The 13,329-nt window shown below is 64.2% G+C and carries 9 protein-coding genes; 1 reads left to right on the top strand and 8 read right to left on the bottom strand.

Going from position 1 to position 13,329, the window contains the following annotated elements; translation table 11 throughout:
* The 4 genes from CXZ10_RS00835 to panC all read right to left on the bottom strand — a co-directional run bounded on the left by CXZ10_RS00835 (nt 1) and on the right by panC (nt 4,754).
* Nucleotides 1–1,200 (bottom strand): amino acid ABC transporter permease, encoded by a 1,200-nt coding sequence (locus CXZ10_RS00835; protein ID WP_101287054.1) that lies wholly within the window; start codon nt 1,198–1,200, stop codon nt 1–3.
* Between the two features lie 226 nt (nt 1,201–1,426).
* The gene (locus tag CXZ10_RS00830) at nt 1,427–2,458 is read right to left on the bottom strand and encodes an amino acid ABC transporter substrate-binding protein (RefSeq protein ID WP_101287053.1); all 1,032 of its coding nucleotides are present in this window, start codon (nt 2,456–2,458) and stop codon (nt 1,427–1,429) included.
* Nucleotides 2,459–3,035: 577 nt separating this feature from the next.
* A complete protein-coding gene (gene panB, locus CXZ10_RS00825; RefSeq protein ID WP_101287052.1) occupies nt 3,036–3,857 on the bottom strand; it encodes a 3-methyl-2-oxobutanoate hydroxymethyltransferase in 822 nt (273 codons plus the stop codon).
* A 36-nt stretch (nt 3,858–3,893) separates the two neighbouring features.
* Nucleotides 3,894–4,754: a pantoate--beta-alanine ligase gene (panC, locus tag CXZ10_RS00820; protein WP_101287051.1), complete on the bottom strand. Its 861-nt coding sequence runs from the start codon at nt 4,752–4,754 to the stop codon at nt 3,894–3,896.
* Nucleotides 4,755–5,208: 454 nt separating this feature from the next.
* Between panC and CXZ10_RS00815 the strand changes: the two genes are divergently transcribed.
* A complete protein-coding gene (locus CXZ10_RS00815; protein WP_180335813.1) occupies nt 5,209–6,441 on the top strand; it encodes a TadE/TadG family type IV pilus assembly protein in 1,233 nt (410 codons plus the stop codon).
* Between the two features lie 69 nt (nt 6,442–6,510).
* On the opposite strand, the gene CXZ10_RS00810 is transcribed toward CXZ10_RS00815, so the two are convergent.
* The 4 genes from CXZ10_RS00810 to glgC all read right to left on the bottom strand — a co-directional run bounded on the left by CXZ10_RS00810 (nt 6,511) and on the right by glgC (nt 13,301).
* Nucleotides 6,511–8,142: an alpha-D-glucose phosphate-specific phosphoglucomutase gene (locus CXZ10_RS00810; RefSeq protein WP_101287049.1), complete on the bottom strand. Its 1,632-nt coding sequence runs from the start codon at nt 8,140–8,142 to the stop codon at nt 6,511–6,513.
* Nucleotides 8,143–8,177: 35 nt separating this feature from the next.
* Nucleotides 8,178–10,292, bottom strand: coding sequence for a glycogen debranching protein GlgX (gene glgX / locus CXZ10_RS00805; protein WP_101287048.1), 2,115 nt, complete (start codon nt 10,290–10,292; stop codon nt 8,178–8,180).
* A gap of 6 nt (nt 10,293–10,298) precedes the next feature.
* On the bottom strand, nt 10,299–11,750 hold the full coding sequence (gene glgA / locus CXZ10_RS00800; RefSeq protein WP_101287047.1) for a glycogen synthase GlgA: 1,452 nt from the start codon (nt 11,748–11,750) through the stop codon (nt 10,299–10,301).
* 282 nt (nt 11,751–12,032) lie between these two features.
* A complete protein-coding gene (gene glgC / locus CXZ10_RS00795; protein ID WP_101287046.1) occupies nt 12,033–13,301 on the bottom strand; it encodes a glucose-1-phosphate adenylyltransferase in 1,269 nt (422 codons plus the stop codon).
* Nucleotides 13,302–13,329 lie beyond the last annotated feature (28 nt).

Genomic DNA, 13,329 nt, shown 5'->3' with positions numbered 1-13,329 from the left:
TCAGCGTTCGACCAGCGCCACGCGGGCGTTGAACCAGTTCATCAGCGCAGCGGTGATGAGGCTCAGGGCGAGATAGACCGCCATGGTGATGGCGATGACCTCGATGGCGTGGCCGGTGATGTTGAGCGTGGAGCCGGCAAACACCGCCACCAGATCCGGATAGCCGATGGCCAGCGCCAGCGACGAGTTCTTGGTGAGGTTGAGATACTGGCTGGTGAGCGGCGGAATGATGACCCGCATCGCCTGCGGCACGACGATGAGGCGCATGGTCTGGCTCGGCCGCAGACCGAGCGAGAAGGCGGCCTCGCTCTGCCCAGAGGAAACCGCGAGGATGCCGGCTCGCACCGTTTCGGCAATGAATGTCGCCGTGTAGAGCGAGATACCGAGCAGCATGGCGGTCAGTTCGGGGTGGACGACCATGCCGCCGACGAAATTGAAGCCCTTGAGTTCCGGCAGCTCAAAGGTGAGCGGCGCGCCAAGGATGAGAAAAACCACCAGCGGCAGGCCGATGACGATGCCGAGCGAGGCGCGGATGACGGGGAACGACTGGCCGGTGGCGGCCTGCCGGCGTCTTGCCCAGCGGGCCAGAGCCCATGCGGCCACCACCGCGACCAGCAAAGCCCACATGACCAGGCCGAAGCCTTCGCCGACGATCGGCCGCGGCATGGTCAGGCCGCGATTGGAGAGATTGATCGAGAAAGGCAGCATCAGGCCCTGGCGCGGGCCGGGAAGCACCGACAGCACCGCCTTGTACCAGAACAGGAGTTGCAGCAGCAGCGGGATGTTGCGCAGCGTTTCGACATAGACCGTGGCAGCTCTCGCCAGCAGCCAGTTGCTGGACAGCCTGGATATGCCGACGATGAAACCGATGATCGTCGCCAGGATGATGCCGAGCACCGACACGATGATCGTGTTGAGAAGACCGACCTTGAAGGCCTGGGCGTGCGAGGAATCCAGCGTGTAGTCGATCGGCTTCTGCGAGATGTCGAAGCCGGCCCGCATGTTGAGGAAGTCGAATCCGAACGGGATGTTGGCAGCGCGCAGATTGGCGGCGGTGTTGTGGATGACCCAGAGGGCGAACAGGATAATGAAGAGCAGAACCAGGCCTTGGAATACCCAGCCGCGGATGGTGGCGTCATAGAGGACAGCGCGAAGCCAGGATCGAGGCGTCTCGTCAGCCGTCTTGTCTCGGAGCGTCATGTCAGGCCTCGAGAGAGGGCGCCAAGGGGCGCCGAAAGCACGTTCTGTCACAAGAAGGGAGCGCCGCCGGCGCGGCGCGCCGCACTTGCCGGGTACCGGACCGTTCGGGCATGTCACCATGGCCGGCCGGACGCTCGCCCAGGCCGGATGCGACTGGAGCCGACGCATCCCATCAGGTCCGAAAGACAGGAAGCGCCCGCTCAGAGCGCCTCCCTCGCCTGTTCGATCAGCGGATCGGCGGGGCGTATTGCAGACCGCCCTTCGACCACAGCGCATTGAGACCGCGAGCGATCTTGAGCGGCGAGCCCTCGCCGACGTTACGCTCGAAGGATTCGCCGTAGTTGCCGACGCCCTTGATGACGTTGTAGGCCCAGTCCTTGTTGAGACCGATCGGCGTACCGAAGTCGACGCCCTCGCCAACGCCGAGCAGGCGCTGCACTTCCGGATTCTCGGACTTCTTCATCTCATCGACGTTGGCCTGCGTCACCCCAAACTCCTCGGCGATCAGCATGGCATAGTGGGTCCAGCGGACGATCGACTCCCACTGGTCGTCGCCCTGGCGGACGGCCGGCCCGAGCGGCTCCTTGGAGATGATCTCCGGCAGCACGATGCTGTCATCCGGATTGGTCATCTTCAGGCGGATCGAATAGAGGCCCGAAGCGTCGGTGGTGTAGGCGTCGCAGCGGCCGGCGTCATAGGCGGCATCAGCCTCTTCCTGCTTCTCGAAGACCACGGCATTGAAGGTCATGCCATTGGACTTGAAGTAGTCGGCAAGGTTCAGCTCGGTGGTGGTGCCGGACTGCACGCAAACCGAAGCGCCATTGAGATCCTTGGCCGAGGAAACGCCCAGCGCCTTCTTCACCATGAAGCCCTGACCGTCGTAGTAATTGGTGCCGGTGAAGGTAATGCCGAGCTGCGTGTCGCGGCTCATCGTGTTGGTCGAGTTGCGGGCCAGCATGTCGATTTCCTTCGACTGCAGGGCCGTGAAGCGCTCCTTGGCGGAGAGGCCGGTGAACTTCACCTTGGACGGATCGCCGAAGACGGCAGCGGCGACGGCGCGGCAGGCATCGACATCGAGGCCCGTCCAGTTGCCGGCATCGTCCGGCGCGCCAAAGCCGGCAAGACCGGCGCCGTTGACGCCGCACTGCACGAAGCCCTTGGCCTTGACCTCGTCAAGGGTACCGGCCGAAGCGGCGACAGCGCCGGCTCCCACGAAAGCGGCACCGAGCAGCAAAGTCTTGAGTGTGTTGGAACGCATGAATGTCTCCCCTGATGACCAACGAAACCCGGCGCGTGGGTGCTCTTGTTTGTTGTCGACACCCGCTCCGATCGTCGGAGCGCCGAAGCACCCCAATCCGCCGAGCCTCGATTTTGAAGCAACTTCCACAGCCCAACCCATCGAAACGAGGCCGAAGGATAGAAACCAGTGACAGTCGCTCCACACCCGCCGAACCGGCGGGCTCCTCGGTCACTAGATTACAAATTATGCCGATGGTCAATCGCAAAGCGCCTTGAAATGACCACAAACTACACATGCGCAATTGATAATCGAAACAGCGCCTACGAAATAAGCAAACAGGTTATTTTTTGCTCAAGCCTCAGGTTACTTAAGAAGAACTGACGGACGTATTCGTCCGGGCGCGAAAATTTCGCTCGCGATTTCATGAAAAAGCCGCCCATGGCGCCACGTGTTTCCACGTAGACGCCGATGTTCTTTCATCGCAGTGAAATCATACGCGCCGCACTCTTGCACGACGGGCCGATGATCACCGACGCGGGAACGCCAACCGACCTCGGTGGCGAGCGCCACCGCTCATCACTTGGTCCAATCGGGCTCAGGCCTTGGGCTGGAAGGTGTGTTCAAGGCCGGGGAAGCTGCGCGCCTTGACCTCTTCCGCATAGGCGGCGGCGGCCTTCGAGACTTCGGCGCCGAGGTCGGCGAAGCGCTTTACGTGGCGCGGGATGAACTCGTTGTAAAGGCCGAGCATGTCCTCGCTCACCAGGATCTGGCCGTCGCAGTGAGGCGAGGCGCCGATGCCGATGACCGGAATGGGCGACTCGGCGGTGATCTCGCGGGCGAGCGGCTCCATGGTTCCCTCGAGCACGAAACCGAAGGCACCGGCTTCGGCCACGGCGCGGGCGTCCGCCTTGATCTTGGCAGCCTGGAACTGGTTGCGGCCTTGGGTCTTGTAGCCGCCGTAGACGTTGACCATTTGCGGCGTCAGGCCGATGTGACCGAGCACTGGCACGCCACGCTCGGTGAGGAAGCGGATGGTCTCGCCCATCTCCTCGCCCCCTTCGAGCTTCACCGCCTGGGCGCCGGTCTCCGCGAGGACGCGTGAGGCCGACCGGAAAGCCTGTTCGCGCCCTTCCTGATACGAGCCGAAGGGCATGTCAACGATCACCAGCGAGGTGGTCGACCCGCGTACCACCGCTGCGCCGTGGGCGATCATCAGGTCGAGCGTCACCGGCAGCGTGGTCTCGAACCCGTAGACCACCATGCCGAGCGAGTCTCCGATCAGCAGAAAATCGACATGCGGGTCGAGCAGCGCCGCCATCGGCGCGGTGTAGGCCGTGAGGCTGACGATGGGGCGCACGCCCTTCAGCGCCTTGATGTCGGCGACCGAGGTGCGACGGGAGCGGACGGGAGCACTCATCTCAAAACCTCCGGGACAGGGTCCGGGTTGCAGTCTTCAGGGAACGGCGACGACACGCTGATCAAGAAGGCGCGTGCGGCCGATGCGAACGGCGAGCATCAACGCGATCGACGGCGGCGGGGCCTTCGGGTCGATCGGCTCGAGCGTGTCGGCTGCGGCGACGGCGACGAGATCCGGCGCGGCGAGCGGTTCGTCAGCCAGGACGCCTCGAACGACCGCCTCGATGTCCTGGGGATCGACGGTTCCGCCACCGATCGCATCGGCTGCCGCTGCCAGCGACCGGCTGAGTACCGGCGCCGCGGCGCGCTCGACCGGCGACAGATAGACATTGCGCGAGGACAGTGCGACGCCGTCCACATCGCGCACGGTCGGCACGCCGACGATCTCCAGCGGAAAGGACAGATCCGCGACCATGCGACGGATCACCTGAAGCTGCTGATAGTCCTTCTCGCCGAAATAGGCGCGGTCCGGCAGAGCGATATTGAACAGCTTGCCAACCACCGTGGCAACGCCGCGGAAATGGCCCGGCCGGCGCTCGCCTTCCAGGCGGACCGACAGCTCCTCGACCTCGATATGGGTGGTGATCGGCCGCGGATACATCTCCTCGACCGACGGCGCAAAGACGATGTCGGCGCCGTGCTCGGCGAGCAGCTTGCGATCGGCATCGAGGTCACGCGGGTAACTGGCGAAGTCTTCCTTCGGACCGAACTGCAACGGATTGACGAAAACCGACACCACAACGACGTCGTTCTCGGCCCGAGCCCGATCGACCAGGGCGGCGTGGCCGCGATGCAGATACCCCATGGTCGGTACCAGACCGATGCTCTGCCCCGCCTGCCGCACCGGCCTCAGTCGCTCACGGAGTTCGGCAATCTTTGTCACGGTTTCGAGCGGCAATCTTCCCTCCGGCGGCCTTCGCTTGGTGCGCCCTTTTACTGCCGCAAAAAACGCTTTGTCACCCAAGAATTGGGCAGGCTGCCGAAAAGCCGGCCAGCGAGCCGCAGCCCCACCCGCGCAACGGAGCCGGACGCCACATATTTAGTCGTGATTGTGCAGTTTTTTCAGCTGCATGGCAGTGAATTATTCATCTCGTAACGTTCAAGGTTGCACAAACGGCTTGTCCGCGCGGGTTTAGCCCCGGGACATGCAACGATACTCGCGGGATCGCGACGCCAGAGCACCCGCCGATCAGGTTGACTCAACCTGATCGGCGGGTGCTCCGGCAAATGATCTGGAGCCTTCGCTGGACGACCAAGTGTTTCAATTTGGTCGGCGAAGGCTCTGGGCTTCGCCATCCGGAACGGTATGAGGTAGAATGATGTCTGGCCACCATACGTTCGGGCGCTCTGGTATGCTTCGCGATCTGCGAGGGTTCCTGGCGGATGTTCGCGGCTCGATCGGCGTCGTCATGGCGGTCGCTCTCGTCGCGCTGATTGTGGCCGTTGGTGCCGCCGTCGATCTCGCCCAGGTCTTGCGAGCCCGAGAGATACTTCAAGGGGCTCTCGACCAGGCCACCATCCGCGCGGCCCTGACAACCGGTTCGGGCTATGTCGAGACCGGCCGGGCCACCCTCGCGGCCAACCTCTCCGACACCGGCGTTGCCGAGGAAAACCTCAGCTCCAGCTTCATCCGCAACAGTGACGGCAGCACATCCGGTTCGGCGACCATCACCGTACCGCTGTCCTTCATGGGCATCATTGGCAAGAACGACATGTCCGTCGGCGTCACCGCCAAGGCAACGCCCAAGACCGCGTCCACCACCACGCCTGCCGGCAGCGTGTGCATCCTTCTCGTCTCGAAGAACTCCCAGGCGCTGCTCGTCAACTCGGGCGCCACCGTGAATGCACCGAACTGCGAGATTCACGTGCAGTCGAACGCCGGTAGCGCAGCCATCTTCAACGGCGGCACGACGATCAACTCGAAGAAGATCTGCATCAAGAGCAGTAGCATCATCGACAACGGCGGCACGCATCCCAATCTCGAAAAGGGGTGCTCGCCGGCAAGCGATCCCTACGCCGCGACGCTGCCAGCCGTCACGGCAGGCGCCTGTAACTACAACGGTCGCAACATCGATGCCGCCACCTACACCTTCGAGCCGGGCGTGCATTGCGGCGGCGTCAACTTCAACAGCTCCCAGACCGTCGCAACATTCAATCCGGGCCTCTACATCATCAAGGGGGGCGACTGGAACATCCAGGGGACGCTGAGGGGCACCGGCGTCACCTTCTATTTCGCCGACACCTCGAAGTTCCAGTTCAACTCGGGCGCCGGCACCTACCTCAAGGCACCGACCAGCGGCCCCTATGCCAACGTCCTGATCTACGAGACCACCGCCAACGCCAACGTCACGCAGTGGCCGTGGAACGACAGCCCAGGCCACGAGCTTACCGGGCTCATTCACCTGCCAAGCCGCCAGCTCACCATGAACTCCGGCATGACGGCGTCGCTCGACAAAGTCACCATCGTCGCCGACTCGCTGATCCTCAACCAGACCAGCTGGAACCTCGCCCCCGACGTGACGGCCATTTCCAACGGCTCGACGACGACCACGACCACCACCAGCGGCGTTTTCCTGTCGCACTGACGAAAAGAAGGCCCGGGGGCAGCGACCTGACCCGGGCCTCGTCATCTCAGGGCGCGGAACGCGCCGCCGTCAGGTGATAACGTCCGGCGCCTGCCGGCCGGTGCGCGCCTTGATCTCAGCCAGCGTATCGGCTGCCTCGATCACCTTGGCGAGCGCCACCTGCGCATCCTGGCCATGCTTGGCTACGTCCGGCTCGAAGCTTTCGAGATAGACTCGCAAAGTTGCGCCCTCGGTGCCGGTGCCCGACAGGCGGAACACCACGCGTTCGCCGCCCTTGAACAGAATGCGGATGCCCTGCTTCTTGGTCACCGAACCGTCGACCGGATCGTTGTAGGCAAAGTCGTCGGCGCTTGCGACTTCGAGGTCGGCCACCTTGGTGCCCGGCAGCGTTGGCATCATATCGCGCAGCCTGTTCACCAGCCCCTCGGCCGCCGCCGTGTCCACGGCCTCATAGTCGTGGCGCGTGTAGAAGGTGCGGCCATATTCGGCCCAATGCTTCTCCTGAATGTCCTTCAGGCTCTCGCCGCGCACGGCGAGGATGTTGAGCCAGAGGAGAACCGCCCAGAGGCCGTCTTTCTCGCGCACATGGTCGGAGCCCGTGCCGGCGCTTTCCTCGCCGCAGAGCGTCACCTTGCCGGCATCCAGGAGGTTGCCGAAGAACTTCCAGCCGGTCGGCGTCTCGTAGCAGTCGAGGCCCTTCTTGGCAGCGACGCGGTCAACGGCGCCGGAGGTCGGCATCGAGCGGGCAACGCCGGCAAGCCCCCTGGCGTAGCCCTTGGCGAGGTGGGCGTTGGCGGCAAGCAGCGCAAGACTGTCGGAGGGAGTCACCACGGCGCCGCGGCCGATGACGATGTTGCGGTCGCCGTCGCCGTCAGAGGCGGCGCCGAAATCCGCGCCCCCGGGCGACGCCATGAAGTCGTAGAGTTCCTTGGCGTAGATCGGGTTGGGGTCTGGATGGCCGCCGCCGAAATCGGGCAGCGGCACGGCATTGATGACGCTACCGGGAGCGGCGCCGAGCTTGCCTTCGAGGATCGCCTTGGCGTAAGGGCCGGTGGCGGCGTGCATGGCGTCGAAGCGCAGCGTGAAGCCAGACTTTATCAGCGCGGCGATCTTGTCGAAATCGAACAGCTTCTCCATCAGCTCGACATAGTCGGCGACCGGATCGACCACTTCGATCTCGGTCTCGCCGGCCTTGGAGGCGCCCAGGCGATCGAGGTCGATATCGGCGATGTCGGCGATCCGATACTCGGTGATGGTCTTGGTCGCCGCGAAGATGGCGTCGGTGACGTTCTCGGGCGCCGGCCCGCCATTGGAGCCGTTGAACTTGATGCCGAAATCGCCATCCTCGCCGCCGGGATTGTGGCTCGCCGACAGCACGACGCCACCGAAGGCGCCGAGCTTGCGGATGACGTTCGAGGCGGCAGGCGTCGAGAACAGGCCGCCCTTGCCGATCACCAGCTTCTTGGCGCCATGGGCAACCGCCATCTTGATGATGGTCTGGATGGCCTTGTCATTGAAGAAGCGGCCGTCGCCACCGATCACCAGCACCTTGCCGGTGACGCCGCCGACGCCGGCGAAGATCGCCTCGACGTAATTCTCGAGATAGCCCGGCTGCATGAAGACGCGGGTCTTCTTGCGGAGGCCGGAGGTGCCCGGCTTCTGGCCGTCGATCGGCTTGGTGGCGATTGTCTTGATCTGCATTCCCTGTCACTCCCCGAAAGGCAATCTCACTTTACTCAAGCTCTTACCTCGACGAAAGCGAGGAAGGTGCGGCCCGGCACCTCCACCGCCTGCCAGGCGCGGCGCGGCGTTGCGGCAGCCGGTCGGCCGGTCGGCATGTCGGAGCTTAGAATCGGCTTCCAGCTATGCCCTTCGCGCGTCGGCGGCAGGTGGAAACGGCGGTTCGCTCGGTGGGCGTTCAGCATGAGATAGACGGCGTCGCCGTCCGCCTCGGCATGCGGCAAAGCCGAGTCGCGCAACAGAACGCCGAAGGCCTTGCACTCATGGCTGTTCCAGTCGCTGCCGGTCATCGGCCGGCCGGATACGGCAATCCACTCGACGTCGGACAACTTGTCTTGCGGACGCGGCCTTCCATGCAGGAAACGCGTCTGTCGGAACACCGGGTGGCTTTGTCTCAGCCGAACGACATAGGCGACGAAGTCAGCCAGTTCGGCATCATCGCCCTGGTTCCATCCTACCCAGCCAACCGGATTGTCCTGGCAATAGGCATTGTTGTTGCCGGACTGGCTGTTGGCGAGCTCGTCGCCGGCCAGCAGCATCGGCGTCCCCTGCGCCAGAAGAAGCGTCGCCAGCATGTTGCGCATCTGCCGCTTGCGCGTGGCGATGACGGCCGGATCGGTCGAAGCCCCTTCGGCACCGTAGTTGGCCGAGTGATTGTCGGAGTGGCCGTCGCGGTTGTCCTCCAGATTGGCCTCGTTGTGCTTGGCCGCATAGGAGACGAGATCCTTCAAGGTGAATCCGTCGTGCGCCGTGACGAAGTTGATGGACGCCGAAGGGCGGCGGTTTGAGCGGTCGAAGCGATCGGGCGACCCCAGCAATCTTGCCGCCAGCTCCGGCGCCACCTGCTCGTCGCCGCGCCAGAAGGCACGCACCGTGTCGCGGAAGCGGTCGTTCCACTCAGAAAAGCCCGGAGGAAAGTTGCCGAGCTGGTAGCCACCGGGACCGATATCCCAGGGTTCGGCGATCAGCTTCACCGTCGACAAGAGCGGATCCTGCCGAAGCGCCGTCAGAAAGCGTCCCTCGGGGTCGAAGCCGTGCGGCTCGCGCCCCACCGAGGTCGCAAGGTCGAACCGGAAGCCGTCGACACCGATCGCCTCCACCCAGTAGCGGAGCGAATCGAGGATCATCTGCGTGACGCGCGGGTGGCCGGCGTTCAGTGTGTTGCCGGTGCCGGTGTCGTTGATGTACCAGCGGGGACGATCGGGGTTGAGCCGGTAATAGCTGGCATTGTCGATGCCGCGGAAGCTGAGGGTCGGCCCGAACTGGTCGACCTCGCCGGTGTGGTTGTAGACGACATCGAGCAGAACCTCGATACCCGCCTCGTGTAGCGCCCGCACCATATCGCGTACGCGATCGACCACCGAAACGTCGCGCGCGCCGTGGTCGTAACGCGGTTCGGGCGCGAAATAGCAGAGCGGCGAGTAGCCCCAGTAGTTGACCAACCCCTTGCGGGTGAGAAAGCCATCATCGAGGAAGGCCTGAATGGGCATCAGCTCGATCGCCGTGATGCCCAGCTTCACCAGATGCTCGATGGTCTCCGGCGCTCCGATCCCTTCGTAGGTGCCGGCCTTGGCGCGCGGCAATCGCGGCATCTGCATGGTGAGCCCGCGGACGTGGGCCTCATAGATGATGGTGTCCCGCCAAGGCCGCGCCGGCCGGAAGCTGACGCAGGGCGGCACCTTGGAATCGGTGACCAGAGCCTTCGGTACGACGCGGGCGCTGTCGCGCGTGTCGAAGCTGGCGTCGTCGAGCGTCACCGGCTGGTAGCCGGCCATCAAGTCGTTGGCGCGCAGCCGGCCGGTCAGCACCTTGGCGTAGGGGTCGATGACCAGCTTGTGCGGATTGAAGCGGTGCCCGTGCTCCGGATCGTAGGGACCATGAACGCGGAACCCGTAGGCGGTCCCGATGCCGATACCCGAGACGTAGCCGTGGAACACCTCGTCGGTGCACTCGGGCAGCGTCAGGCGGATATGCTCGAAGCCGGTGAGCGGCTCGAACAGGCAGACGTCGACGCGCGTCGCATTGGCCGAGAAGATGGCGAAATTGACGCCGTCCCCGTCAAACTGGGCACCTAGGGGATACGGCCGCCCGGACCGGATCGACACCGTCATGGAGCTTCAGACACCCTCGGTCGTCAGGTCGCGGTAAAGCGTGACATAATCAGGCGCGGAGTCCTCCCACCCGACCGGATGGGCCATCGCCCGCGCCTGCAACGCCCGCCAGACCTTCTTGTTGTGGAAGAGATCGAACAGGCGCTCGATGGCGAAGCCGAGACCGCCGGCGGAGACCGGAGCGAACTGAATGCCCGTCGCCGTTCCCGCCCGCACCGATGCGTCGTTGGCATCGATCACGGTGTCGGCAAGGCCGCCGGTCCGGGCCACCACGGGGATGGTGCCATAGCGCAATCCATAAAGCTGGGTGAGACCGCAGGGCTCGAAGCGCGAAGGAATGAGGATGGCGTCGGCGCCAGCCTGCATGGCATGGCTGAGCGGCTCGCTATAGCCGATGTGGACGGCGACGGAGCCAGGGTTGGCCGCGGCGGCATCGACGAAGGCCCGCTCCATGCCATGCTCGCCGGCGCCGAGGATGGCGAGCTGCCCGCCACGCTGCAGAATGCCCTCCAGGTTGGGCAGCAGCATGTCCAAGCCCTTCTGACCGGTGAGGCGGCTCACCACGATCATCAGCGGTGCGTCCGGATCGACCCTGAGACCCATGCGGTTTTGCAGCTCGGTCTTGCAGATCGCCTTGCCGGCCATCTTGCGCGCGCTGTAGTTGGACGTGATCAACGGATCGGTCGCCGGATCCCAGGCCCGCGTGTCGATGCCGTTGACGATGCCGCTCAGGACATTGGCGCGCTCGTTGAGCACGCCTTCCATGCCGAAGCCGAACTCCGGCGTGCGCAGCTCGCGCGCATAGGTCGGGCTGACCGTGGTCAGCCGGTCCGAGAAGACGAGCCCCCCCTTCAGGAAGGAGCAGTAGCCGTAATACTCGAGCCCCGCCGGTGTGTAGAAGCTCGACGGCAAACCGAATGTGTCGAAGTCGGCGCGGCCGCAAATGCCTTGGAAGGCGACGTTATGGATGGTGAAGACCGTCTTGGGCCTCCCCTCCGCCGGTCCGGCCAGAAGATAGGGCGCCACCAGGCCGGCCTGCCAGTCGTGGCCATGGACGATAGCCGGCTTCCAATCGCCGACGCCATAGCGGCCAACGGCGGCGCCGATCGCCGACAGTGCGGCGAAGCGGCGGGTGTTGTCCCACCAGTCGTTGCCGTCCGGCCCGAGATAAGGGTTGCCGGGTCGGTCGTAGAGATGACCGACGTCGAGCGCCAACACCTTGAGGCCATCCGCCGTCTCGCCCGCCAGGAGCCGGCCCGGCCCGCCGAACACGTCGGGATAGGCGGCAACCTCCTCAACGTTCTGAAGATGCCCAACCACGCCAGGATAAGCCGGCATCAGAACGCGAACATCGCAGTCGAGATTGGCGAGCGCCAGCGGCAACGCGCCCGCGACGTCGGCGAGACCGCCCGTCTTGATCAGCGGATAGCACTCGGAGGCAACGAATAGGACGCGCACTTGATCACCCCGACTGGTTATACCAACTCGCGAAGATGCTGACGCATCCGCTCGTTGAAGTCACCACGAATGTCTCGTCTCGGCCAAAGGCATGAGAAATTCGTGACCGAACACCAAACGCATCTTCAGCAGCGCTGGTACTGTCCGCGCAGGGCGGAGGAAACTGCGAACGATCCTCACACGGACGCGCCGCCTTCGGCGGTTTGCCGGCAGCGGCGCATGTTCCGGACCGTGTCGGGGCGCGGTATCTGCCACGCCCCGGGGCTATCTTCAATGCCAAAGTCAGAGCTTCAGCCGATCGATCATGTCCTGGGTGATCAGGCAGACGCCCCCCTCGCTGCGGCGGAAGCGGCTGGCGTCCAGCTCGGGATCCTCACCGACCACCAGATTGGCCGGAATCACCACGTCCTTGTCGATGACGCATTTTGTGAGGCGGGCGCCGCGGTTGATGTTGACGTATGGCAGCACCACGCAGTGCTCGACCTCCGAGTAGGAATGAGCGCGCACGCCGGTGAAAAACAGCGACTTGTCGACGCGGGCGCCGGAGATGATGCAGCCGCCAGATACCAGGGAGCTGGTCGCCGCGCCACGCCGGCCATCCTCGTCGTGGATGAACTTGGCGGGCGGCGTCAGCTCGGTGTAGGTCCAGATCGGCCACTTCTTGTCGTAAAGGTCGAGCGCCGGGACGAAGTCGGTGAGGTCGATGTTGGCTTCCCAGAAGGCATCGATCGTTCCCACGTCGCGCCAGTAGGGTTCGGCCTCCGACGAAGAACGGACGCAACTGTCCGAGAATTTGTGGGCGATCGCCTTGCCGCCCTTCACGATGGCCGGAATGATGTCCTTGCCAAAGTCGTGGCTGGAGTTCGGATCGTCCTGGTCCTGCCGCAGCAGATCGATCAGGAAACTGGTCTTGAAGACGTAGATGCCCATCGAGGCGAGCGCCAGATCCGGGCGGCCGGGCATGGCCGGCGGATCGGCAGGTTTCTCGACGAAGTCGATGATGCGGGCGCTTTCGTCGATCGCCATCACACCGAAGCCGGTGGCATCCATGCGCGGGACCTCGATGCAGCCGACGGTGACGTCGGCGCCGGAGGAGACATGCTGGTCGAGCATGATCTCGTAGTCCTGCTTGTAGATGTGATCGCCGGCCAGGATGATGATGTATTCGATGTTGTGGGCTTCGATGATGTCGATGTTCTGCGTCACCGCGTCGGCGGTTCCGACATACCACTTGTCCTCGGCAACGCGTTGCGAGGCGGGAAGGATGTCGAAGCTCTCGTTGCGCTCCTGCCGGAAGAAGTTCCAGCCATACTGCAGATGGCGGATCAGGCTGTGGGCCTTGTACTGGGTCGCCACGGATATGCGGCGGATGCCCGAGTTGAGAGCGTTGGAAAGAGCGAAGTCGATGATGCGGCTCTTGCCGCCGAAATAGACCGCCGGCTTGGCCCTGCGGTCGGTGAGCTCCTTGAGGCGGCTGCCTCGCCCTCCGGCCAGCACGAACGCCATCGCTTCGCGCGCCAACCGCCGGTTATTGTGAGAATTGTCAATCATGCTGTCCTCCCGACTTCTCCCGCCGTCG

It is taken from the genome of Pleomorphomonas diazotrophica, from assembly GCF_002844595.1.
Taxonomy (GTDB): Bacteria; Pseudomonadota; Alphaproteobacteria; order Rhizobiales; family Pleomorphomonadaceae; genus Pleomorphomonas; species Pleomorphomonas diazotrophica.
The sequence above is the reverse complement of the archived record's forward strand: the minus strand, read 5'-3'. Positions and strand labels throughout refer to the sequence as shown.

Coding starts and splice junctions, on each gene's coding strand:
- CXZ10_RS00835 (WP_101287054.1), bottom strand. CDS start 1,200: ATGACGCTCCGAGACAAGACGGCTGACGAGACGCCTCGATCCTGGCTT.
- CXZ10_RS00830 (WP_101287053.1), bottom strand. CDS start 2,458: ATGCGTTCCAACACACTCAAGACTTTGCTGCTCGGTGCCGCTTTCGTG.
- panB (WP_101287052.1), bottom strand. CDS start 3,857: ATGAGTGCTCCCGTCCGCTCCCGTCGCACCTCGGTCGCCGACATCAAG.
- CXZ10_RS00815 (WP_180335813.1), top strand. CDS start 5,209: ATGCTTCGCGATCTGCGAGGGTTCCTGGCGGATGTTCGCGGCTCGATC.
- CXZ10_RS00810 (WP_101287049.1), bottom strand. CDS start 8,142: ATGCAGATCAAGACAATCGCCACCAAGCCGATCGACGGCCAGAAGCCG.
- glgX (WP_101287048.1), bottom strand. CDS start 10,292: ATGACGGTGTCGATCCGGTCCGGGCGGCCGTATCCCCTAGGTGCCCAG.
- glgC (WP_101287046.1), bottom strand. CDS start 13,301: ATGATTGACAATTCTCACAATAACCGGCGGTTGGCGCGCGAAGCGATG.